This is a genomic window from Agarivorans sp. QJM3NY_25 (assembly GCF_050870875.2).
Taxonomy (GTDB): domain Bacteria; phylum Pseudomonadota; class Gammaproteobacteria; order Enterobacterales; family Celerinatantimonadaceae; genus Agarivorans.
Genome location: NZ_CP194041.2, coordinates 2,418,333 through 2,442,037, shown reverse-complemented (window position 1 = coordinate 2,442,037; position 23,705 = coordinate 2,418,333). Strand labels below are relative to the sequence as shown.

Below are 23,705 nucleotides of genomic sequence, written 5' to 3'. Positions count from 1 at the left end.
AGGAACATACAATGAAAACGACTCTTACCTTAAGCGGCTTACTTGTGAGTAGCCTTTTCGCTAGCAGCGCTTCATTCGCTGCAAACGACAACTTACCACAGATCCAAAGTGACTGGGCGCATTGCCAATACCAAGTTGAACCAAACAAAGCACAAGTACAATGTTTTGAACAACTCATCGAGCTCAACTATCAAGCCGTAAATAACGATCCCAAGGATTTGGAGTTACAAGTTTGGTTAGCAATTAACAAAGCCTCACTAGCTGGCGCCAAAGGCGGTTTATCCGCATTACGTTTAGCCAAAGAAGCGAAGCAACTCTTAGAGCAAGTAATTGATAAAAACCCAAAAACTTTAGATGGCTCTGCCTATACCAGCTTAGGTTCGCTATACTACAAAGTGCCAGGATGGCCAATCGGTTTTGGCGACGATGACAAGGCAGAAGCGATGCTTAAACAAGCACTAGCCCTTAATCCCGATGGGATTGACCCAAACTATTTTTATGGTGACTTTTTGGCTGAAGATGGCCGTAAGCAACAGGCCATTGAATATTTAACCCGCGCCCAGCAAGCCGCAGCTCGGCCAGATCGACCGCTGGCAGACAAAGGTCGGCAACAACAAATCGCCTTACGTTTGGAGAGCTTAAAATAACCTATGCGTTTGTTACTAGTAGAAGATGATGTATTACTCGGCCAATCAATGACTGCATCACTGACGCGCCACGGTTATACTGTAGATTGGCTTGAGCGTGGCATGGGGGTCGCAGCAACACTCAAAGCCGAACAATTTATTGCCGTTATTTTAGATCTGACACTCCCCGACATTGACGGTTTAGAAGTACTGCATGAAATTCGCAGAACTGGTTTTGACTTACCGGTGATGATCTTAACGGCCCGCGATGATATTAACGACCGCGTTAAAGGGCTGGATGCTGGTGCCGACGAGTACCTCGGCAAACCCTTCGCCCTCGAAGAGTTATTAGCCCGTTTGCGGGTGTTGATCCGCCGTCAATCCGGTAGCGCAAATGAAACAATCCAATTAGGAGAACTATCACTTTCTCTCATTGAACAAACCATTAACTTTCAGCAAAATCCTCTAAAACTCACCCGCAACGAATACAAAATATTAGCAAGTTTAATCACTAATGCAGGCCGAGTTCTGAGTAAAGAGAAACTACAACAGTCACTGCATGGCTGGGATGAAGGAACCAGTGACAACGCCATTGAAGTACATATTCATAATCTGCGTAAAAAAGTACCAAACAAAGTGATCAAGAACATTCGAGGTGTGGGTTATATCATTGAAAAATAAAACATTCTCAATAAAGCGCCGATTAACAATATCGATCATTGTAGTTGCAAGTTTATTACTGGTGGTCTCACTGTATTTTAGTCTTTTATCTGCTCGCGATGAAATTGAAGAAGTCTATGACGCCCGGCTCGGCCAATCGGCAAAATTGCTGCTCATGGTAAGTCCTGTTGCGACCGACCGCTTAACGTTTACTCAGCAACAGCAACAATTTGATTTATGGATGAATCGTATTCAAAAATTGACCGAAGATGATGACAGCCCTGCGACTGCTTACGGCCATCCTTATGAGCAAAACATCTTATTCCAATTCTATCAAGATGAGCACCTACTATGGAGTTCAAACAAGCGGCTTGGACCACTGCCACTGCTAAAACACGCTTCTGGCTATGGTGACATTTCAATGAAAAATGAGCAGTGGCGATATTTTAAACTAGCAATGGCGAATACTTCTGAGCACCAGCAATATATAGTGGTGGCAGAAAAACAAAGTATCCGCCAAGAAGTGATCGATAAAATTGCCTTTACCGCAACCTTACCGCAATTGATCCTGGTCCCCTGCCTGATCATGCTATTGGTACTTCTAATCGACAAAAACTTCAAACCGATTGCCGAATTGGGTACCGCCATTGCTCAACGTAGTGCACACAAATTAGATCGGATCTATGTGACCAATCAAACTCGAGAGCTGTCCCCCTTAGTGGATGCTTTAAACCAGCTTCTAGTGCAGCTGGAACAAGCTTGGCAACGGGAAAAACGCTTTACTCGTATGGCAGCTCATGAACTAAAAACCCCATTAACCATCTTACGACTCAATGCTGAAAACGCTATTCTTAGTGAAAATCCACAGCAACTAAGGCAAGATTTAGATAACATTCTTAAAGGCATTGATCGTACCGATCGTTTGTTACATCAACTACTCACACTTGCCAAAGTGGAAAGTATCACAGATTTAATCAGCCAAAATTTTGATCTTGCCAAAGTTCTACAGCAAGCTTTAGCAGATTTAGCCCCCATTGCACTGCGCCAACATCAAGAACTCAGTTTTGAAGGCGATAGCTGTTACATTGATGGTGATGAAATACTATTAAGTATTTTATTTAGGAATCTAATTGATAATGCAATCCGATACTCAGGAAGCCACAGTGAAATTGACGTCAAACTGAAGGCGCAAGCCAATGACATCGAAGTCACGATCAGTGATAGTGGTACGGACATCAGCCAAGACACCAGAGAGAAACTATTTGATAACTTCTATCGGGCAAATACCGAAAAAGGCGATGGTGCGGGTTTAGGGATGTCGATTAGCCGAGATATTGCAGAGCTACATCACGCGACGGTACGCTTATTACCGCGCACTCAACAGCATAATACCTTTCAGGTTCGTTTTAATCAAAGAAGCTAAGTATTTACGCCTAAGTTGACGCTGTTAATGCTCGTCCTCAACAAGCTGCTCGCAGCCTTTAGCTGCGGGCGACATTCGCTAGGCGATTAGCTGTTGGCTCTTGAGTCATAAAGCGCCACCATTACAGCACATCATAGAAATTTAGAGTAGATCTTTACCTAAGGAAATAACCACTCGGCGATTTCGTTCGCGACCTAAGGTATTATCATTACTTGCGACATGGCGCCGCTCACCATGACCCGCCACCTCGATCACGCTGTCGTCTAAACCACTCGATTTAAAAAAATCTTTGATTCGCTTGGCGCGTTTATCCGACAATTCTTGATTTGTCCATTTACCACCATAACTATCGGTGTAAGCATCAACCAATACAACATCAATGTCTGGGTCATTCTTGACATAGTCACCAATCAATCTTAAACGTTGTTTAGAACGCGGAGTCAACTCGTTACTATTGGATTGATAAGTCAAAACCGTGAAGGCGATATCATCGAATGAGTAAGGTAACAATCGCCCCACACACTTCAAAAAATCGTTATATTGTTGCTTAAAGTTAACCGATGAGATCCCCACCGATGTTGTCGCATTATTAGCATACCAATCGTCAAAATAAAAAGTGGGGATATTACCGTCTTCTAATTCGCTCAGCATTTGCCAAGCTGGCTGGGCATGCACGTAACCGTCAAATTGCTGGTAAAAAGACAATTCACTAATTTTTTTAGAACTTGCCCCAGGTTTCCACATCGGCGGCACACTGCGTAATGAAACCTGATGCGTCTGCGGCGAAATTTTGTACATGTCTAAGTAGAAGTCTAAATTAACATTCTTCGAGGCGCGACTAACAAAACTAGCGATCCCAAACGATGGAATAAAATGGTCCATACGACATTCAATAGGAGATTGGCTGGACATGACCCAGGTTGAATCGTCCATTGATGCTGAATAGCTGCGTACACTAGCGTGAGTGACCGTCGTCCCAAGCGCCAAAGTTAACAATAAATAAGGTTTCATAGTCGCAAATCCTCTGTTCTCCTTAAAATATCGGCCAAAGGCCAATTATCTTTAAAGCAAATTCGCGATTCTTTGCTGCTTTTGTAATAATGCGCGCCTCAGTAAATACTATGCCAGATTATGACCATTACAGAACACAGCTCTCAGCTTATGTCGAACCGCTTTCGAGGGTATTACCCGGTTGTTATCGACATTGAAACGGCAGGCTTTAATGCCAACACCGATGCATTATTGGAAATAGCGGCTTGCTTACTCAGCTTCGATGCAAATGGCGAGTTATATGTACTCGACAGCGTGCAATTTAACGTTGATCCCTTTGTGGGAGCAAACTTAGAAAAAGCTGCTTTAGAGTTTACCGGTATCGATCCCACAAACCCGCTCCGTGCTGCGGTGAGTGAAGAGTTCGCACTAAAAGAAATGTTTAAGCCAATTCGTAAGGCCTTGAAAGCCCACGGCTGTAGCCGTGCTGTCATGGTGGCTCACAATGCCGCTTTTGATATGAGTTTCTTTAACGCTGCGGTTGAGCGATGTCGGATCAAACGTAACCCTTTTCACCCTTTCGTGAGTTTTGATACCACAAGTTTGAGCGCTTTAGCGCTCGGCCAAACCGTGTTAGCGAAGGCCTGTCGGGAAGCTGATATTGAATTTAGTAATCAAGAAGCTCATTCGGCACTTTACGATGCGCAAAAAACCGCAGAACTATTTTGCAAAATAGTAAATAAATGGCAGACCTTAGGTGGTTGGCCGCTTCCTATTCCACAAGATACCCCTGAAGAACCATAGGATCTCATTCATGTTTAACCCCGTTGTTGTTTCCGTTTGTTTAATGCTAATACTTAGTCTCATGCGGGTAAATGTAGTATTAGCGCTCACCATTAGCGCGTTAGTCGGAGGCCTCGTTTCAGGACTGCCCCTGGCGGAAACAATTTCTAGCTTCGAACAAGGTTTAGGCAATGGTGCTCAAATTGCTCTCAGTTACGCCCTACTTGGCGCTTTTGCTGTGGCAATATCTCGCAGTGGACTGACTGATTTTATTGCCGAAAAGATTATCAGCCGCGTAGACAAACACCGAGAAAGCCGCTTAAGCTTAGTGAAATGGTTGATGTTAAGCGCCATCATTCTCATGGCCATCGCTTCGCAAAATCTGGTGCCAGTGCACATTGCCTTTATCCCCATTTTAATTCCACCGCTGATTGGTGCTTTAAATCAGCTAAAAATCGATCGCCGTTTAATCGCTTGCTGTTTAACTTTTGGCTTAGTTACAACCTATATGTGGTTGCCAGTTGGGTTTGGTGGCATCTTCCTAAATCAACTTTTATTTACCAATCTACAAAACAATGGTTTAAGTATCGATAAAGCACAACTTCCCTTGGCTATGACCATCCCGGCTCTTGGGATGGTTGTCGGCTTGCTGAGTGCGATTTTTATTTCTTATCGTAAACCACGCGAATATCGTAGTGATATGCTTAAGGCTTCGGCGAGTTCCGCGCCTGCAATGCCGACTCAAAAGCTGTTGATTAACATTATTGCTATATTCGCAGCTCTGGCGATTCAGCTTTATAGTAACTCGATCATTATCGGCGCTTTAGCTGGCTTTCTATTATTAACGACAGCATCAGGGATCCGCCCTCAAAACAGCCAAGATTTATTCATTGAAGGCGTAAAACTAATGGCTTTGATTGGCTTTATTATGATTGCCGCAGCTGGCTTTGCCGCCGTAATGAAAGAAACCGGTGGCGTACCCGACTTGGTATCGAGCGCCGCAGATATGTTAGGTAGCAATAAAATGTTAGCCGCAGCAGTATTACTGATTGTGGGTCTGTTAATCACCATGGGGATCGGCTCATCGTTTTCAACGATCCCGATTATCGCCGCTATATATGTCCCCTTAGCTATTTCTTTAGGATTTTCGGAACTGGCAACCGTTGCTTTAGTGGGAACAGCGGCGGCACTGGGTGATGCAGGTTCACCGGCATCCGATTCAACTTTAGGTCCAACGGCGGGATTAAATAGTGACGGCCAGCATGATCATATTTGGGATACGGTTGTACCAACATTTATCCACTTCAACCTACCATTATTGGTATTTGGCTGGATAGCAGTTATTGTTTTATAAAAAGTGATAACAATCTGATTTACTGGTGATTTAACGACTCGCGTCTGACGACTAATATTTTATGGGAACACCAACTTGACCAACTTTGAAATACCGCTCGATAAACTACAGCCTACATTTAATTTGGCTAATGTGACTCCCAATAGTCATCACCAATGGGCAAACTTAATGCCCTTGGCAAAAGCAAGCTTTGATTATTTTTTGTCACAAGCTCCTAGTCTGCCTCTCATGATATGCCAAGCAGCCAGTTACCTACAGCATCAGTCAATACTTCAAGCCCTGTTGCGCTCACCAACTGTAACCAGCGCGCCCCCATCAAACTATGTCATGTTGTACCGGCCAAAAACGCCCTATCAGCCCAGTTATTTTCAGCTTAAAGCAGGGTCTCTACCGTTATTTAAGCAACTCATGCAACAACTAAACGAACTCATCAGAGCTGAGCCAACATCGAGTATAAGCGTACAAGCTGAAGCCAATGAGTCGCTATTTATACAGTTACACAGCTGCCAGCAACAACTCGGCTTAGTTGATGCTGTTCAAGACTTGTATCATGCTTTAATTGAACAACAGCCGGCGAATGATATTTCAGCTTATTACAAAGTTTGGCAAAGCCAACATCAGCCAATACTGTGTCCAGAATTTTCAAGAGCTGCTCTGTTCGGCTCAATTCGCAGTGGTAGCTCTGCTGCCGATTTAACAGGCATCGACTTAGGTTTGTTCCAACAATCCCCGCACGGTGTATTTGTGCTCAATAGTGATGATGTAATAGCAGATCCCGGATTGTGGTTTGAATTAAAGGCGTGCTTAAAATCATCCCGTTTGGATTGGTCTCGAGCGAAGAGTCACAAAGCGACAATGATACCAGAAGCCTCAGACTTCAAACCGAAGCTCGTATTACTCGGTGAGCCGATGGCTATCTCTGCTCTGTTAGAACTCGACCCAGAAATATATCAACTCAGCTTGATTGAAACCGAACTACCCAGTGAAGTTGAACTAAACAGTGTCAATATCGAAGCCTATCTAAGTCAGATTAATGCTACGCTGAGCGATACGAAACTAGCACCACTCGATGCTAAACTTTATACTTCGGTACTTAGTTATGCCTCACGCTTGTGTGAACATAACGACTTGCTCAGCCTCGATATTCTCCACATCATCAAGCCACTTCGTTTAGTGGCCCATTTACAGCTGAACCATAATGCCGAGGGCTTCGCCAGCGCATTAAATACACTACATAGAAACATCAATAGCCAGCAACAATTTAGTGATCTAGCATATCGAGATCAACAAACTAAGATTGAGCTTTCTGGTGAAAAAATAGGTCAAATCAATGGCTTATCAGTTATTGACTTTAACGGTCTCGGTTTGTCTTTTGGAGAGCCAATCCGGATCACTGCGACCGCTCACCAAGGCGAAGGTGATTTTACCGATGTTGAACGCAAAGCTGAGCTAGGCGGCAATATTCATGCAAAATCCATGATGATTATTCAAGGTTATCTCAGCGAGTTATTTGCCAAAGAACACCATTTCCCGCTGTCTGGTAACATCGTATTTGAACAATCTTATCATGAGATCGATGGTGATAGTGCCTCAATGGCGGGCGCTTTGGTGATGATGAGCGCATTGGCGAACCTTCCCATTAAACAAAGCTTCGCCGTAACCGGAGCGCTCGACCAAAAAGGTAATATTCTCGCAGTTGGTGGGCTTAACGAAAAAATTGAAGGCTTCTATCGGATAGCTCAACAAAGTAAGATTGCAGGCCCCTTTGCATTGATACTTCCCAAAGCCAACCTTAATCAGTTAAATTTGAATCACGATGTGATACAGGCCTGCACTCAAGGTAAACTTAAGTTGTTTGCTATTGAGCATATTGAACAAGCCGTTCAGTTACTCTTTAATCAACCTGCCGGTGATGTATATGATGCGCAAAGTGTCTATGGACAGATCTATAGAAACATTCATCCTGAAGGCCAAAACAACAGTTTTTTCGCTTACTTACTTAGAAAAATACTCGGCGTATTCAAACTCTAACAAATTTATTAGTCATCGGACTTGTTTAGCGCACACCTGTTCGCTAAAGTAGCGGCAAATTTTTTAAAGGTTTAAATCATGACTCAGGTTTCACAAAAAGATCTAGGTAAAACTAGCTATGAACGCCAAGAATTACTCGACTGTAGCCAAGGTCTTTTATTTGGTGAAGGAAATAGTAAGCTTCCTGCCCCCAATATGTTAATGATGGATCGCATTCTCAAAATTAGTCATGAAGGTGGTGAATTTGGAAATGGTGAAATTATTGCCGAATTAGATATTGATCCAGATTTATGGTTTTTTGGTTGCCACTTTCCTGGCGACCCAGTGATGCCAGGTTGTCTCGGGCTCGATGCGATGTGGCAGTTAGTTGGGTTTTTCTTAGGTTGGAGTGGCGGTCCAGGAAAAGGACGAGCTCTGGGTGTTGGTGAGGTTAAATTTACTGGACAAGTCTTACCCACAGCAAAGAAAGTGACCTATAAAATCCAAATGAAACGCGTAATCATGCGCAAATTAGTGATGGGTATTGCCAATGGTATTGTAGAGGTCGATGGGCGAGAAATTTATTCCGCAAATGACCTGAAAGTTGGTTTATTTACTGACACATCAAGCTTCTAAGTAAATCATCTCCTATAAAAAAGCCCTGTTAACCAACAGGGCTTTTTTTATTCATTAATGATTGTCTAATCCTGAAACGCGTTCTTCAAGCGCCTCGCGCCATCCTCCGTACCAATGCCCTCTCGCGTCAACTCCTCCGTACGGACAGGTCTCCTTAGAACGACCAGATAACCCTGCTTGATAACCTTTGGCATGCGCTCTTTCTAAACGATCGCGTTTTTGTCTTTTCATAGACTATTCCTCATCAAGATCAGAAAATAAACCAGCGGTCCGTTTAGGACCACCGTTCTACTATCGCCTATCGTTTTACAAAGATCAAAAACAAATTTTTAAGTATTCGCTAAGCATTTGATCTTTTTGTTACAACCAACAAAAAGATTAACGTTTTTTGAAGCGTCTCACATAAATTAAGGGTAATAACAATAAACCAAACCAAGAAACGCCTGCACCTTGGCGCTCATAAGACGCTTCTTCAAGCATTGGGCAACGAGCAATATCATTGATATCAGTGACTACAGGGTTACGCTCTAAACGCAGTAACACGGGTCTCGGATTAACACCATGAATAAGGTCATCCGGTGTTTCGTAGTGATACCCACTCGCGTAAACAGTGCCGTCATCGAGGATTTGAGAAGCATACTCAATCCGATATAGTGGCATCCGTGGTTGTCCGTCTTGTTCATAACAAGTTAAGGAATTGAGGCTCCAGTTATAGGTACTTTCACCATTCTTATAACGATCAAAATCTAGCAAAATTGCACTCTGCCAACGAGTCGTACCACTATAAGAAGGCTGTTCTTCACCATCCGCATCAACCCAACCGACAATCAAATTATCATTATTAATATCACTAAATTCGCTATTAGCGCCATTAAATGGCAAGTCACGCAGTGGCCAAACCACTTGTTGATAAGAACTAGAAGCTTGATCATTATCATAAACAAAAGCTTCTACTGGGCGATTACGTGATTTCACTTGCGTATAACGCAAGTTGCCAACCATCAATTCCGCATCATTAACGGCATTTGCCCAAGTATGTGAGACCGAGTCTTCAAAGTCTGCACTATCACCACCGATGTTAATGTTAGGAATTTGATTTAGTGAATAACTTCCATCGTCATTTGCGCTATAAAATACCGCTCGTCCGCGAGAACCTACGGTTGAATCATAAACATCGTCAGAAGAGATCCCAACAAATATATCCGCATGACTGTTGTAGTCCTTGATGAAATTATAATTGGGTGCATCGCCATATTGAGAACGAACGTAACCTTCAACCAAGGGCACGCCTTCCACCGCATCGCCATCGTCGGCGTTAGTAATATCCCACACCCAAGCCTGCGTATTAAAACCAGAACAGCGATAATAATAATCCTGGTCACCAGTTTGACATTCGCCAAAACTATCGCTATTCGAGTAACTAACACTACTCAAACCAATCACAAGCGTCTTACCGTCTTTCTGAATGACTTGTAAACCCGACGAAACACCACCTTTGTCGCTACTCAATTGTCCATCACTACTAAATGGTGTTGGTAATAAAGTAATTTTGGCATCGTCACTAAGGCGCAGCGCAAACCCGCGTTGAATAAACTCTCGAGTATAGACCGCGCTAGAGCCATTACTAAAAGGTGCGGAATCGTAACCGACAGCCCAACCAAGCGAACTATTAATTCGATTCACTCGAGTATCTGTCGTATAAGTTTGCTGACTACTATCGTCAAAAATGAACAACTTATCGTTAACGGTGTCCCAGGTCGGGATCTCACTGTTAGTTCCGTTAAGGTGAGTCCCTGTCACATTGCGCTGCGCAATGAATGCTAATACATTAGACTTATATAAGACCGAGGCTTGATTAAATAAGCGATGTCGATAGGTACCATAAAAACTATTGTCACCTTCAAAAAACAGATCACATACTTCTACAGCATATTGACAGCCGTAGTCAAAACTAGTGCGGTCGGAGAAATCATAAAAACGAAATGGGCTACGAAAAGTTAAGGCATTGCCCGCAACATACTCCCCATCCTCACTAACAGCGGTGACATTAAAACTGCTATTCGCTTCTGCTAAGCCATTCGCCATTTCAATAGGAATTTCTTCAACCAAATAGTACGCCTCAACTTGCGCGGCATGGACCATACCAGCAGAAAGTAATAAGGGCGCAAATACCAGCGATAACGAACGATTAATAATAGACTTCTTCATGAATTTTTTAATTCTTCCAATTCTTCCCAACGTGAATAAAGCACTTCTAATTCTGTTTCAGCTTCATTCAGTTGGCTTAGGGTGGTCTGAACCAAACTTTGTTCTAAACTATAAAACTCTGGCTCATTTACTTGTTTTTGTAGCTTTTCGAGTAAGTTTTCGGCAGCTTCTAACTTTTGAGGCAATTGGTCAAGCTCAAGTTGTAATTTATAAGATAACTTTTTAGTGGGCTTAACACTACGGCTACCCACTTCTGTTTTCTGTACCGAGTTGCTGCGTTGCCCTTGCTGCTGTTGCTCGATATAAGTCTGTACTTCCGAATAGCCGCCGACATAAGTATCGACTTGCCCTTCACCGGGAAAATACCAAACATGACTGGCAGTATTATCGATGAAACTTCGATCGTGACTAACCAACAGTACAGTCCCCGGATATTGGCTCACTAATTCTTCCAATAACTCCAGCGTTTCGACATCGAGATCATTGGTTGGTTCATCAAGCACCAATAAATTTGCTGGTTTTAAAAATAGCTTGGCGAGCATCAGGCGATTTTTTTCACCACCAGACAATGCCTTGACCGGGGTAAACGCACGTTTTGGGTGAAACAAAAAATCTTGTAAATAGCCCATCACATGGCGCTTCCCACCATTGATCTCGACCTCCTGTTTACCACCGGCCAAATTATCGATAAGTGTTTTCTCGGGATCAAGTTCTTGGCGATATTGGTCAAAGTACGCAACACTGAGTTTTGTGCCTACCTTCACATGACCGCTGCTCGGCTGCAACTGGCCGAGTAATATCTTAATCAATGTAGATTTACCACAACCATTGGCACCCACAAGGGCAATTTTGTCACCGCGCATCACCAATAAATCAACCGGAGAGATAATTGGCTGTTGATTAGGGTAACTAAAACTAATGTTCTCGGCTTCAAAGACTATTTTCCCTGAACGCAAACCATCATCGATTTGCATCTTGCTGGTACCCAAACGGTTAACCCGCTCTCCACGCTCGTTACGCATTGCCTTAAGTGCACGAACGCGCCCCTCGTTACGGGTTCTACGGGCCTTAATACCTTGACGGATCCAACTCTCTTCCTCGGCGAGGCGTTTATCGAATAAGGCATTTTTCTCTTCTTCAACCCGCAACCATTCGATTTTACCTTCGAGATAGGCATCATAGTTACCGGGCCAAGAAGTGAGAACGCCACGGTCAATATCTACAATCCGCGTGGCAATTTTTCGAATAAATGCTCTGTCGTGACTAATAAAGACAATGGTGCCTTTAAAGTTAATCAAAAAATCTTCTAACCACTTAATCGTCGTGATGTCTAAGTGGTTCGTGGGTTCGTCTAGCAACAAGATATCCGGCTCACCGGCCAAGGCTTTAGCCAATGCAACTTTACGTAGCCAACCCCCAGATAAACCCTGTAAAGGCTTATCACCATCCAATTTCATGGTTGTAAGTACTTTTTGGATTTCACTATCAAATTGCCAGCCATCAACGACATCAATATGATGCTGAACATCTTGCAAACGTTTTAGTAATTTTTCATCACTACCATCCCCAATATGGTTAGCTAGGTGATGAAACTCACTGAGCAACTTACCGATATGTGGCTTACCTTCAGCAACATAATCAAAAATACGTTGATCACTGGCTTGCGGCGGATCTTGTTGTAATCGAGTAATCACAACATCATTCACCAACTGCCGTTGCCCAGAATCGAGTAATACGGCACCTTCAATTACTTGTAATAAAGAGCTTTTACCTGCGCCATTACGGCCGACCAAACATACTCTTTCTGACTTATTAATTTGTAAATTGGCTTTGTTTAGCAGAGGTGTATCACCATAAGCCAAAACTGCATCTTGTAAGTTAATTAACACGTACAACTCTCTATAAATTGCTCTAACTGACTCGCATCAAAAGGCCAGCTTAACTGTTGCTGGCTAGGCGCATGACACAGCACCGGAATACTATAGCGAAACTGCTCAGTCAAAGCTTCATCATCAATAATATCTTGTTCACTCAGTTCGCTGATATTAGGACTGGCTAATATCAATGCTTTGGCATCTTCACACAAATGACAACCATCGGTACTGTATAACACCCAAGTCATAGCGCTATTCCTTGTGGATCATCCAACAATTGTGGATATGTTTATTGCGTTCGAAATCTGCAGACAAAGACTTCGAGGAGATATTTTCCAGGCTCAAACCATGTTTAACTAAAGCCTCTTGGTCAAGCTTAAAGTGACGTTTATTATTGGAGAATATTAAATCACCCCCCTTATTAAGCAAGCGCGCCACCGACACAATCAAATCAACGTGATCTTTTTGAATATCAAATACTTCATCCATTTTCTTTGAGTTAGAAAATGTGGGCGGATCAAGAAAAATCAGATCCCAGCGCTGAGATATTTGAGTTTTTAACCAGGCCATACAATCAGCACGAATAAACTCGTGTTTATTGATTGGCAATTGGTTTAAACGGAAATTATCTTTGGCCCAGTTCAGATATGTATTCGACATATCAACTGTGGTGACCTTTTTAGCCCCCCCTAAAGCCGCATGCACACTTGCCGAGCCCGTATATGCGAACAGATTAAGCACGCTCTTCGCTTGACTGTGTTGCTGAATATAATGCCGCATATTTCGATGGTCCAAAAAGAGTCCGGTATCGAGATAATCGGTTAAGTTAACGTAGAACTTAGCTCCATACTCTTGTACCACAACCCGCTCTTTTTCATCGCTATGACGTTGGTATTGTTGTTTCCCTTTTTGCTGAGCACGTTGTTTAATCACCAGCTTATCGTTGTCCACTAAACCGCTTTGCAAAAGTCCGGTAAGCAAATCCAGTAAGCGTCTGCGAGCCTTGTTAGGATCAATGGTTTTTGGAGCTCGATACTCTTGGACAATCATATAATCGTCGTAACGATCAACTGCAACATTATACTCGGGTAAGTCTGCATCATATAAGCGATAACAGCTGATCTGCTCGCGTTTAATCCACTTTTGTAACTTTTTTTGATTCTTGGTTAAACGATTGACAAAATCAGCCGCATATTGGCGATTTTCCGCTTGACCACTTTCGGCAATTTGATAAATCTTTAATACACAAGCCAACGAACCATTGAAAAACTTATAGGTTTTATCGGCACGTAAGCGCAAGTAATCAAGTAATTCGGGCGCACCGGTAAATAGCGATAAACGCCAACCACCGTAGTTTTGTCGAACGCTGGCACCAAAAGAAAGAAACAAGCCAATCAATTTGGTTAACTCACCTAATCGCTCCCCATAGGGGGGGTTTGACAAAATTAGCCCTGGTTCACTCGGCGCTACAGGCAAATTGGCAGCATCATGTACATGTACTGAAATCAACTTATCTAAACCTGCACGCTCGATATTGGCTTTGGCTATCGCCACCATTCGTTTATCAATATCGTAGCCAATCAATCTTTGTTTACAATTAGCCAAGCCAAGTTCAGCTCTGGCTTGCGCATCGGTTTTAATATCCCGCCAAGCAGACGCTGCAAAATTACTTAAACGTTCGAAGCCAAACTGGCGCTGTAGACCCGGCGCGATATCGGCAGCCTGCATCGCCGCTTCAATCAGTAAGGTTGCCGAGCCACACATCGGATCGATGAGGTATTTTTCTGTCCAAGCACTTCTTGTGACCAAGGCTGCTGCAAGGTTTTCGCGTACCGGAGCCTCACCCTGTTCGGTTCGATATCCGCGTCTATGTAAGCCACTACCTGATAGATCTAAAGAAATAGCCAAATGTTTACCTGCGATCCGCACCACGATCCGCGCATCTTCATCTATCTTGGCAACATTAGGCCGAGTACCGCAGTTCTCTTTATATTGGTCGACAATAGCGTCTTTCACTTTCAATGCGCCAAACTGACTATTGTCTATGAAATGATTGGTGCCACTACAATGCACGGAGAAGGTTTGATCGACACTAAAGTACTTATCCCAAGGCACTTGATAGGCACTATCGTATAAGTCATCTACTTTGTCCGCTTGGGTTTCCACCAAACGTAACAGGATCCGCGAAGCAAAACGTGTCCATAAACATATTTTATAAGCGGTAGGCCAATCACAGGTAAAACTCACACCCGCGACGGTTTGTTTGCAGTTGTCGGCCCCTAAGGCCACTAACTCATCTAAACATAAGCTTTCTAAACCTTTAGCGGTCGAAGCGAAAAAATCTGCCATTTTGATACTCAATTAAATTAACCCAAGGATTATACCTGTTTTAACGAGGATCAGTAGTAAAAGGGGCTTTCGGACAAATATTCGGCAGTTGGTTAAGAACAGGAAATTATCTCTTGTAATCTAAGCGAGCTCTGCGTAATATCCGCACCTCGTTACGGACGCGGGATGGAGCAGTCTGGTAGCTCGTCGGGCTCATAACCCGAAGGTCGTTGGTTCAAATCCGGCTCCCGCAACCAATTTCTACTTCGGTAGCGATTGACTAGTTTGAATAGCTAGGCCAAATAATTATTCACTATCACTTAACTTTTATAGTTAAGACCGAACGCGGGATGGAGCAGTCTGGTAGCTCGTCGGGCTCATAACCCGAAGGTCGTTGGTTCAAATCCGGCTCCCGCAACCAATTTCTACTTCGGTAGCGATTGACTAGTTTGAATAGCTAGGCCAATTAATTATTCATTATCACTTAGCTTTTATAGTTAAGACCGGACGCGGGATGGAGCAGTCTGGTAGCTCGTCGGGCTCATAACCCGAAGGTCGTTGGTTCAAATCCGGCTCCCGCAACCAATCTCTACTTCGGTAGCGATTAACTAGTTTGAATAGCTAGGCCAAATAATTATTCACTATCACTTAGCTTTTATAGTTAAGACCGGACGCGGGATGGAGCAGTCTGGTAGCTCGTCGGGCTCATAACCCGAAGGTCGTTGGTTCAAATCCGGCTCCCGCAACCAATCTCTACTTCGGTAGCGATTGACTAGTTTGAATAGCTAGGCCAAATAATTATTCACTATCACTTAACTTTTATAGTTAAGACCGGACGCGGGATGGAGCAGTCTGGTAGCTCGTCGGGCTCATAACCCGAAGGTCGTTGGTTCAAATCCGGCTCCCGCAACCAATCTCTACTTCGGTAGCGATTAACTAGTTTGAATAGCTAGGCCAATTAATTATTCACTATCACTTAGCTTTTATAGTTAAGACCGGACGCGGGATGGAGCAGTCTGGTAGCTCGTCGGGCTCATAACCCGAAGGTCGTTGGTTCAAATCCGGCTCCCGCAACCAATTTTTGTCCAATCAAATCCCTTTTTATTTTGACTCGTTTGCTTTCCCTAATATGAATCCGGAAAACTCTTAGCACAAATCAACAGCTTCAATGCTGCCTGGCCACACAGCAAAACTAGTTAAAGACTTCGAACGCCCTCCTTCTATTTAATATTTTCTAATACTAATCTGACTCATTATATGATCAACTTATTGCGCAGAATAAATCTGCCGATAACTAGGCATGGAGCGCAGTCACTGGTGGCTCTCATGACAAGATACATGACGCAGTTAGCGGTGATTCAGACAAGCAAGAATCAAGCGATAATGAGTTCGATTGCTATAATTTAATGCGCAAACTCCCCTTGCCTGGTTAATCGATGCGGTGCATTCCCATGATAATGTTGTTCGCAGTTCTCAAGAGAAGGACTGAACCGTCTGGCAAGCTTAGCTTGACTTAACCATCACCGTGAGACGGGAACTACAGACCAATTGCTGCTGTTGAGTAATATTGATCTGCCAAACTTGAATCGATTTGCCTAACTGGATTGGCTGAGCTTTCGCTGTGACCTCGCCATTCCTAACCGCTTTAATATGATTCGCATTAATTTCCAAGCCGAGTACCATTGCGCCGTCCCCCGCAACACAATAGGCCGCACAACTTGCAATACTTTCAGCAAGAACCACGCTAGCCCCACCATGTAACAAGCCCATAGGTTGCTTTACTTTGGCTGTCACAGGCATCGTTGCTACCAAATAATCGTCACCAATCTCGATAAACTCAATACCTAAATAAGCGAGCATATTGCCCTCGCCCATGGCATTCAGCTTTTCCAGAGACATCGGTAACTGCCATATACTCAAACTAAAATCTCCAATAATATCTGCAGCGGATGTTTTGGTTTGTGACCTTCGATGCGTTTCACCTGGCTACGACAAGAATAGCCAGTCACCATAATACGTTCTACCGGTAAAGTTGCCATTTTATGTTTCCAGCTTAAATCATAAATCGCTTTAGAAGTTGCCAACTGCTTGGCATCATGACCATAGGTACCAGCCATTCCACAACAACCAACAGCAACATCTTGCAGCTGAGCATCGAAGTATTGAAATACCTGTTGCCACTGAGCAAAAGCATCTGCTTTTAATGCTTTTTCGGTACAGTGACCAAATAAGTACCACGGCTCATGATCACTCACGCCAAAGCTCAAATCTTGAGAAACTTGAACCTGCTGCAGCCATTCTTGAACAACTTGAACCTCAAAGTTGCCGCGTTTATCTCCCAAAGCATGCAAATATTCGTCGCGATAACACAATACCAAGGCAGGCTCTACGCCCACCATTGGTATATTTAATTCACTCACCTGATTCAAAAAGTCAGCTGAAGTTTGCGCAGATTTTTCAAATTTACTTAAAAAGCCTTTAATATGCTGAGGTTTACCATTGGGCTTAAATGGTAACAATACCGGATTAAACCCTAATTTCTGGGCTAACTTTATAAAATCTTCCACCAATTCCGCTTCATAAAAACTGGTAAAGGGATCTTGTACAATGAGTACTGTACGTTGCTTTTGTTGCTCGCTTAAATTTTGCAATATTTTATAGTCATACTGACTAACTAAGGATTCGGGGATCCGTTGTTTTAAGGTTGGAAAACTAAGCTTGGGAATATCAACCATACCAATGGTTTTGGTCACCAAGGCGTCAACCCACTGCGGTGCCATCAACTGATTAAAGAGTCTTGGCGCTTTTGCCATCAGTGGAGCATAGCTTTCAACATAAGCAACAAAATAATCTTTAATAGGTCGTAGATAACGGCCATGATAAATATTTAGGAAGCGCGAACGAAAAGTCGGCACATCAACCTTAATTGGACAGCCCGTAGTACAGGCTTTACAAGCCAAACAGCTTTGCATCGCATCATATACTTCATGGCTATAGTCATACTCACCTTTACTCTTGGCGATGCTATTTCGAATTTTTAACAACAAATTATCCGGAGCAACAAAGCGAGTTTTGAGTTTTTGCTCTTGCTCTAATGGATCTATTTTTAAGTTCGCTAATTGCCGTAACCATTCGCGCATCAAACCCGCACGACCTTTGGGAGAGTAGCGTCGGTCTCCTGTTGCTTTAAAAGATGGGCACATCGGGCTAGCCGTATCATAATTAAAACATAAGCCATTACCATTACAATCCATGGCATTTTTATAGCTATCTCTTACTTCAATGGCGATCTCTCGATCGTATTGACCTCGTTTTGTGCCATCAACTGAGACTAAATGCTCGTCGCTGTGTAAAGGAGTACAGATTTTTCCGGGATTAATTTGGTTATGCGGATCAAAGGCGGCTTTGATTTTACGTAATTCTGCAAATAGCTCATCCCCAAAAAAATCGGGACCATACTCCGACCGAAAGCCTTTCCCGTGCTCTCCCCACATTAAGCCTTTGTATTTAGCGGTTAAGGCAACCACTTGGTCAGAAATTTCGCGCATCAAAATTTCTTGCTGAGGATCGCACATATCCAAAGCAGGGCGAACATGCAATACGCCAGAGTCAACATGGCCAAACATGCCGTATTGTAAACCTTTTGAGTCCAATAACTCGCGGAACTCAGTAATATAGTCAGCGAGGTTCTCTGGTGGGACGCAGGTATCTTCGGTGAAAGCAACAGGCTTTGCAGCACCATCGGTATTCCCCAGTAAACCTACAGCCTTTTTACGCATATTGTAAATCGCGTTGATGCTGGTTAAATCGTCACAGCGTTGAAAACCAATCACTCCAAGTTCGCGAGCGTCAGCTTGAGTTAGTATCGCTTCCAGTGCCGCAATTTTTTGCCCTTGAAGTTCAATATCGTTTTCGGCAAACTCAACAATATTAATACCTTGCAGATCATGCTCTGGTACATCTCGGATCAATTCTTTTACACTCTCCCAAACGACATCTTGGCGAGCAAGATTAAGCACTTTCGAGTCAACCGTTTCGACCGATAATGCTTGAGCAGCAACCAAACTGGGGGCGTGCTGTAGCGCTGAACTAAAGGCATCATACTTAACCGTAATTAGACTTCTGAATTTGGGAATTTCGGTTAAATCAAGTGTAGCTTCAGTAATGAAAGCTAAAGAGCCTTCAGAGCCACATAAGATACGCGTTAAATCGAGGCTATCACTCTGCGCATGGTAGGCATTTTTTAAATCGTAGCCAGTTAGAAAACGGTTTAACTGAGGAAACTTATCTTCTACGAGCTGCCGTTTATCGATACAGGCATGCTTGACCGCATCAAATATAGGACGAAGCGAAGGACGCTGCTGATCAAGCTGATCAACAGCCAATCTGCCGGTTTTTAGTTCCTCACCATTGGCCAACACCGCAATGACCGACAATACATGATCACTGGTTTTGCCATAAACCATCGAACCCTGTCCTGAGGCATCAGTATTGATCATGCCTCCAAGAGTTGCCCGATTACTGGTCGAGAGTTCCGGCGAGAAGAATAAACCATGGGGTTTTAAAATTGCATTAAGTTGGTCTTTTACGATGCCAGTCTGCACTCTCACCCAACGTTGTTCAACATTTAGCTCTAATACCTGGTTCATAAACTTGGACAAATCAACCACAATACCTTCGGTTAAAGATTGACCGTTGGTACCAGTACCACCACCACGCGGTGTTAATTTAATACTTTCAAAAGACGAAGCTGAAGCGATCCGACAAAGCTGCTTGATGTCCGCAGTGCCTTTCGGGTACACCACCGCTTGTGGTAAATACTGATACACCGAGTTATCTGTCGCCACAGACAAACGACTCGCGTAAGAGGTTGCTATCTCACCAGTGAAAGATGATTGTTCAAGTTTTTGTAAATAATCTAAATACAGAGACTCAAGAGAATTCTTAGGGCTTAACTTCGGGATCATAAATCCGTTGTCCCAACACAAGGTATTAAAATTTGACGGGATTATATCACGCCAAAAAGCCCTTCTGCATGCCTTTCGTTGTAACAAATCAATCATCTAAAAATCATTTAAACAACAGCGCTTCCTGTTAAGCAAATGGTTGAATATAAAAATTTAACTCTGTAGAAATCAAACCTGATTATATATCATTCAACTTTCTTGCAAATTTATTAAACCAGCTTCCCAGAAACATACGCCCGGGAAAGCGACTGACGACTCATTTTTTTTACCAACAGAACTGCGCGTTGACCGATGGCAACTTTATCATTTGGAAAAACTATTGCTTTCGGACCGTCCTCAATAACGATATTGTTTACGCCATCACGGGCTAATAAATAGCCACTTGGATACTCACTAAAATTGGCTTGTTCTGGGCTAAAATTAAACCGAAATTCTGAACTGGTTTTTTCAATCACATCGCTCACTTCAAACAGCTGAGCCTGCTCAGCTTGAAAATTCCATATATCCAATGGCTCAGCACTCATTAAACGAATCAGGCTGCATTGTAAGTCAGCCAAGTTTGACAAATCATTTTCCCCAAAAGGCTGGACTTTACCCAATTCCACGGTAAATGCTATTGCGCCATGAACAAAACTACTGTGGAAACTAAATGTTGCCGCTGCTTGATTTGAGAATAATACGCAATTTACACCACAGGCTTGTAACAGCGCTAAGCTACTAAGCTTCCAAGCTTTTTCATGAGTGTAAGGGTAAACTGCAAACTTAGGGTATTTGGATGCGCGTATCGCGGTGTGTAGATCAAGATGATAACGCGTCAGCTTAGGATATAGCTGGTAAAAATCCGCCACCATTTGTTCCAGTTGTTTTGCCCGATTCACTTCATAACATACCGGGTACTGTTGATATTGTCCGGTAAACAAACGATTGAGGTTCACCGATAATTCTCGTTTTGCTTCAATCATGGCTGGCGGATTTCCCAAAATAATTAAAGTCGGTTGAGAAATAAGCCATTGCTCGCTCAATATCTGAGAAGCCAAAACATCTAAACACTCAATCGGCGCGGTTTCATTACCATGGATCCCCGCAGATAAAATCACCACCCGCTGGGCAGTCGTCTTCGGTTCAAATAAAAATAACCCTGCTCCCTTCACTGTAACCTTGGTTTTATTCTGCAAGTAAAAGCTAAAGGTGTCTGTACTTCGTGGTGATGCGAGCGTATAGGCCAATATACCTTGTTTTAATAATGCGGTTTTTGACACTTCTCATCCCTTCATTTCTGTTAAGAACAACACAGTATGCGGTTTTTATAGACATAAAAAAAGGGAGACCAAGTCCCCCTTTTGTATCTCATAAACTGAGCTTAGTTAGGCAAGACTTTTTCAAGATGCCAGATACGATCAACATAATCTTCAATTGAGCGGTCAGAGTTAAATTTACCGACAGACGCTGAGTTGATAATTGCTTTACGTGCCCATTCTTTTTTGTCGCTGTATAGCTTATCAACTGCGATATTTGCTTCAGAGTAAGACGCAAAATCAGCCAAGCATAGGTAAGGGTCACCACCTTCTAACAGGCTGTGCTTAATCGCTGACAACTCACCTGGTGCGCCAGGCGTAAAGAAGTCAGTTTCTAACCAATCAAGAACCGCTTTCAATTCTGGGTTACCGTAATAGTAATCCCATGGATTGTAGCCAGCTGCTTTAAGTGCCTTCACCTCGTCACAATTTAAACCGAAGATGAAGATGTTGTCTTCGCCCACTTCTTCAGCAATTTCAACGTTCGCACCATCAAGAGTACCTAAAGTTAATGCACCGTTCAGCGCAAATTTCATGTTACCAGTGCCGGAAGCTTCATAGCCGGCAGTAGAAATCTGCTCAGAAACATCTGCAGCTGGGAATAATTTTTCAGCCAGTGTAACCCGGTAATTCGGTAGGAATACGACTTTCAACTTACCTTGAATACGCTCATCGTTATTAACTTTATCAGCGATCTTGTTGATAGCGTAAATGATATCTTTAGCTAGCTTGTAACCCGGTGCCGCTTTCGCACCGAAGATGAACACACGTTTGTTCATTTCATAATTAGGATTTTCCAACAAGCGACGGTATAGGGCCAAAATGTGTAGCACGTTTAGATGCTGACGTTTGTACTCGTGAAGACGCTTGATTTGAATATCGAAAATCGCATTTGGATCGACTTCAACATCACATAGCTCTTGGATTACTTTAGCCAGTTGAACTTTTTTGGTGTGTTTAATATCCATGAATTGCTTCTGGAATTTAGCATCATCCGCAAAAGCGTTGGCTTTACTCAATAAAGTCAGATCACGAGGCCATTGATCGCCAACTAAGTCGGTATACATACTAGCCAACTCTTCATTACAAGCGAGCAACCAGCGACGAGGCGTGACACCGTTTGTGACGTTTTCAAAACGTTCTGGCCATAATTCACTGAATTCGGGGAATAAATCCTGTTTTACCAATTCAGAGTGCATGGCTGCCACACCGTTGGTTTTGAAACAAGTGACAACACATAAGTAAGCCATGCGGACCATCCGTGTTTCACCTTCCTCGATGATAGACAAATGGCGCTTCATTTCATCGTTACCAGGCCATTTTGCTTCAACTTGATCTTCTAAAAAGCGACGGTTGATTTCATAAATGATTTCAAGGTGACGAGGTAAGACTTTCTCGAACAAGTAAACAGCCCATTTTTCTAAAGCTTCAGGCAATAGAGTGTGGTTAGTATAAGCGAAGGTTTCGCTACATACTTTCCAAGCGTCGTCCCATACCAGCCCTTCTTCATCGATCAGAATACGCATCAATTCAGGAATAGCGACAGTTGGGTGAGTGTCATTTAACTGGATTACCGCTTGCTTAGAAAACTGTGAGAAGTCGGTGTGATTACGTTTATAACGACGAATAATATCTTTCAGTGAACAAGCACAGAAGAAATATTGCTGAATCAAGCGAAGCTCTTTACCTTGTTCACTTTCATCGTTTGGATAAAGTACTTTAGAGACCGCTTCGGCTTGAGATTTTTCCGCCTGAGAATCGATATAACCACCGGCATTAAATACATCCCAATCAAAGAAGTCAGCGGCTTTAGATTCCCACAAACGTAATACGTTCACAGTTTTAGCCTCGTAGCCAACCACTGGAATATCCCATGGCACACCTTTAATTTGACGACCCGCGTGCCAAACTTTACGCATTTTGCCATCTTCACCGAATACGGTTTCTACATAACCGTACAAAGGGACTTCCTGAACTGACTCTGGACGGCAAATTTCCCAAGGATTACCATACTCGCGCCAGCTATCGGGGCGTTCAATTTGGCGACCGCCTTGAATTTCTTGACGGAATAAACCATGTTCATAGTGAATGCCATAACCGACCGCGGGGTAATTTAAAGTCGCTAAAGAGTCAATGAAGCAAGCCGCCAAACGACCTAAACCACCATTCCCAAGGGCCATGTCTGGTTCTTCATCGCAGATGTCATTAATATCTTTGCCTAAATCGCTCAACGCATCACGAGCGGCTTCGAAAACACCAACATTATGCAGATTGTTGACCGTTAAACGACCCATCAAGAATTCTAAAGAAAAATAATGAACAGCCCTTGAATCATTTTCTGCATTTGCTTTTGACGTTTCAGTTAAACGCTCAAAGACCAACTCGTTGACTGACGAACATGTTGCTTTCCACCACGCCTTATTATTAGCGCGTCCTTCGTCAGTACCGAGCGTACTGCGCAAATGCTTCAGGATTGAATCTTTAAATTGCTCTTTCGATAACGCTAATGCGTTTTTTGCTTTTGCCTTTTTAGCGGCCATGTGGATTTCCT

General features: G+C 43.2%; 17 protein-coding genes and 6 tRNA genes. 13 read left to right on the top strand and 10 right to left on the bottom strand.

Annotation, left to right across the window (positions count from 1 at the left end; translation table 11 throughout):
* The first annotated feature begins 11 nt into the window (after positions 1-11).
* Genes ACRRSW_RS11230 through ACRRSW_RS11220 form a run of 3 tightly spaced genes read left to right on the top strand, consistent with a single transcriptional unit; the run spans position 12 to position 2,709 of the window.
* Entirely contained in the window at positions 12-647 is a 636-nt protein-coding gene (locus tag ACRRSW_RS11230) for a tetratricopeptide repeat protein (RefSeq protein ID WP_432459378.1), read from the top strand.
* Positions 648-650: 3 nt separating this feature from the next.
* Positions 651-1,307: a response regulator gene (locus tag ACRRSW_RS11225; RefSeq protein WP_432459377.1), complete on the top strand. Its 657-nt coding sequence runs from the start codon at positions 651-653 to the stop codon at positions 1,305-1,307.
* Positions 1,297-2,709: an ATP-binding protein gene (locus tag ACRRSW_RS11220; RefSeq protein ID WP_432459376.1), complete on the top strand. Its 1,413-nt coding sequence runs from the start codon at positions 1,297-1,299 to the stop codon at positions 2,707-2,709. The genes ACRRSW_RS11225 and ACRRSW_RS11220 overlap by 11 nt, the downstream gene beginning before the upstream one ends.
* 141 nt (positions 2,710-2,850) lie before the next feature.
* On the opposite strand, the gene ACRRSW_RS11215 is transcribed toward ACRRSW_RS11220, so the two are convergent.
* Positions 2,851-3,720, bottom strand: a complete 870-nt coding sequence (locus ACRRSW_RS11215) for a flagellar protein MotY (RefSeq protein ID WP_432459375.1) — start codon at positions 3,718-3,720, stop codon at positions 2,851-2,853.
* A gap of 120 nt (positions 3,721-3,840) precedes the next feature.
* Here ACRRSW_RS11215 and rnt point away from each other — a divergent pair, with 120 nt between their 5' ends.
* The 4 genes from rnt to fabA all read left to right on the top strand — a co-directional run bounded on the left by rnt (position 3,841) and on the right by fabA (position 8,482).
* Positions 3,841-4,503 (top strand): ribonuclease T, encoded by a 663-nt coding sequence (rnt, locus tag ACRRSW_RS11210; protein ID WP_432453145.1) that lies wholly within the window; start codon positions 3,841-3,843, stop codon positions 4,501-4,503.
* 10 nt (positions 4,504-4,513) lie between these two features.
* On the top strand, positions 4,514-5,836 hold the full coding sequence (locus tag ACRRSW_RS11205) for a Na+/H+ antiporter family protein (protein WP_432453146.1): 1,323 nt from the start codon (positions 4,514-4,516) through the stop codon (positions 5,834-5,836).
* A 75-nt stretch (positions 5,837-5,911) separates the two neighbouring features.
* Positions 5,912-7,867, top strand: a complete 1,956-nt coding sequence (locus tag ACRRSW_RS11200) for an AAA family ATPase (RefSeq protein WP_432459374.1) — start codon at positions 5,912-5,914, stop codon at positions 7,865-7,867.
* Positions 7,868-7,945: 78 nt separating this feature from the next.
* On the top strand, positions 7,946-8,482 hold the full coding sequence (fabA, locus tag ACRRSW_RS11195; protein WP_432459373.1) for a bifunctional 3-hydroxydecanoyl-ACP dehydratase/trans-2-decenoyl-ACP isomerase: 537 nt from the start codon (positions 7,946-7,948) through the stop codon (positions 8,480-8,482).
* 54 nt (positions 8,483-8,536) lie between these two features.
* Here fabA and rmf read toward each other — a convergent pair whose 3' ends face one another.
* From rmf to rlmKL, 5 genes are all read right to left on the bottom strand, one after another.
* Positions 8,537-8,713, bottom strand: a complete 177-nt coding sequence (rmf, locus tag ACRRSW_RS11190; RefSeq protein ID WP_432453149.1) for a ribosome modulation factor — start codon at positions 8,711-8,713, stop codon at positions 8,537-8,539.
* 147 nt (positions 8,714-8,860) lie between these two features.
* On the bottom strand, positions 8,861-10,690 hold the full coding sequence (locus tag ACRRSW_RS11185; RefSeq protein WP_432459372.1) for a DUF3466 family protein: 1,830 nt from the start codon (positions 10,688-10,690) through the stop codon (positions 8,861-8,863).
* Positions 10,687-12,579, bottom strand: coding sequence for an ATP-binding cassette ATPase Uup (gene uup / locus ACRRSW_RS11180; RefSeq protein WP_432459371.1), 1,893 nt, complete (start codon positions 12,577-12,579; stop codon positions 10,687-10,689). The genes ACRRSW_RS11185 and uup overlap by 4 nt, the downstream gene beginning before the upstream one ends.
* Positions 12,573-12,812, bottom strand: a complete 240-nt coding sequence (locus tag ACRRSW_RS11175) for a glutaredoxin family protein (protein WP_432459370.1) — start codon at positions 12,810-12,812, stop codon at positions 12,573-12,575. Before ACRRSW_RS11175 ends, uup begins: the two co-directional genes overlap by 7 nt.
* Positions 12,813-12,816: 4 nt before the next feature.
* On the bottom strand, positions 12,817-14,913 hold the full coding sequence (rlmKL, locus tag ACRRSW_RS11170; RefSeq protein ID WP_432459369.1) for a bifunctional 23S rRNA (guanine(2069)-N(7))-methyltransferase RlmK/23S rRNA (guanine(2445)-N(2))-methyltransferase RlmL: 2,097 nt from the start codon (positions 14,911-14,913) through the stop codon (positions 12,817-12,819).
* Between the two features lie 159 nt (positions 14,914-15,072).
* On the opposite strand from rlmKL, the gene ACRRSW_RS11165 reads away from it, so the two are divergent.
* The 6 genes from ACRRSW_RS11165 (at position 15,073) to ACRRSW_RS11140 (ending at position 15,969) form a co-directional block, all read left to right on the top strand.
* Positions 15,073-15,149, top strand: a tRNA-Met gene (locus ACRRSW_RS11165).
* Between the two features lie 87 nt (positions 15,150-15,236).
* Positions 15,237-15,313: transfer RNA gene (locus ACRRSW_RS11160), tRNA-Met, on the top strand.
* Positions 15,314-15,400: 87 nt separating this feature from the next.
* A tRNA-Met gene (locus ACRRSW_RS11155) sits at positions 15,401-15,477 on the top strand.
* A gap of 87 nt (positions 15,478-15,564) precedes the next feature.
* A tRNA-Met gene (locus tag ACRRSW_RS11150) sits at positions 15,565-15,641 on the top strand.
* Between the two features lie 87 nt (positions 15,642-15,728).
* Positions 15,729-15,805: transfer RNA gene (locus tag ACRRSW_RS11145), tRNA-Met, on the top strand.
* An 87-nt stretch (positions 15,806-15,892) separates the two neighbouring features.
* Positions 15,893-15,969, top strand: a tRNA-Met gene (locus ACRRSW_RS11140).
* 426 nt (positions 15,970-16,395) lie between these two features.
* Here the strand turns inward: ACRRSW_RS11140 and ACRRSW_RS11135 are convergent.
* From ACRRSW_RS11135 to ACRRSW_RS11120, 4 genes are all read right to left on the bottom strand, one after another.
* Positions 16,396-16,812 carry a hotdog fold thioesterase gene (locus tag ACRRSW_RS11135; protein WP_432453154.1) on the bottom strand — a complete coding sequence of 139 codons (417 nt, stop codon included), beginning with the start codon at positions 16,810-16,812 and terminating at the stop codon, positions 16,396-16,398.
* A complete protein-coding gene (gene ydiJ / locus ACRRSW_RS11130) occupies positions 16,809-19,859 on the bottom strand; it encodes a D-2-hydroxyglutarate dehydrogenase YdiJ (protein WP_432459368.1) in 3,051 nt (1,016 codons plus the stop codon). The genes ACRRSW_RS11135 and ydiJ overlap by 4 nt, the downstream gene beginning before the upstream one ends.
* Positions 19,860-20,068: 209 nt before the next feature.
* Positions 20,069-21,118, bottom strand: a complete 1,050-nt coding sequence (gene astE, locus ACRRSW_RS11125; protein WP_432459367.1) for a succinylglutamate desuccinylase — start codon at positions 21,116-21,118, stop codon at positions 20,069-20,071.
* Between the two features lie 101 nt (positions 21,119-21,219).
* Entirely contained in the window at positions 21,220-23,694 is a 2,475-nt protein-coding gene (locus ACRRSW_RS11120) for a glycogen/starch/alpha-glucan phosphorylase (protein ID WP_432453157.1), read from the bottom strand.
* Positions 23,695-23,705: the final 11 nt, after the last annotated feature.

Excerpts from the sequence above, each read along its gene's own strand:
- fabA (WP_432459373.1), top strand. The coding sequence starts at position 7,946 with ATGACTCAGGTTTCACAAAAAGATCTAGGTAAAACTAGCTATGAACGC.
- rnt (WP_432453145.1), top strand. The coding sequence starts at position 3,841 with ATGACCATTACAGAACACAGCTCTCAGCTTATGTCGAACCGCTTTCGA.
- ACRRSW_RS11185 (WP_432459372.1), bottom strand. The coding sequence starts at position 10,690 with ATGAAGAAGTCTATTATTAATCGTTCGTTATCGCTGGTATTTGCGCCC.
- rlmKL (WP_432459369.1), bottom strand. The coding sequence starts at position 14,913 with ATGGCAGATTTTTTCGCTTCGACCGCTAAAGGTTTAGAAAGCTTATGT.
- ydiJ (WP_432459368.1), bottom strand. The coding sequence starts at position 19,859 with ATGATCCCGAAGTTAAGCCCTAAGAATTCTCTTGAGTCTCTGTATTTA.
- ACRRSW_RS11175 (WP_432459370.1), bottom strand. The coding sequence starts at position 12,812 with ATGACTTGGGTGTTATACAGTACCGATGGTTGTCATTTGTGTGAAGAT.
- ACRRSW_RS11120 (WP_432453157.1), bottom strand. The coding sequence starts at position 23,694 with ATGGCCGCTAAAAAGGCAAAAGCAAAAAACGCATTAGCGTTATCGAAA.
- ACRRSW_RS11225 (WP_432459377.1), top strand. The coding sequence starts at position 651 with ATGCGTTTGTTACTAGTAGAAGATGATGTATTACTCGGCCAATCAATG.
- ACRRSW_RS11230 (WP_432459378.1), top strand. The coding sequence starts at position 12 with ATGAAAACGACTCTTACCTTAAGCGGCTTACTTGTGAGTAGCCTTTTC.
- ACRRSW_RS11215 (WP_432459375.1), bottom strand. The coding sequence starts at position 3,720 with ATGAAACCTTATTTATTGTTAACTTTGGCGCTTGGGACGACGGTCACT.
- ACRRSW_RS11205 (WP_432453146.1), top strand. The coding sequence starts at position 4,514 with ATGTTTAACCCCGTTGTTGTTTCCGTTTGTTTAATGCTAATACTTAGT.
- rmf (WP_432453149.1), bottom strand. The coding sequence starts at position 8,713 with ATGAAAAGACAAAAACGCGATCGTTTAGAAAGAGCGCATGCCAAAGGT.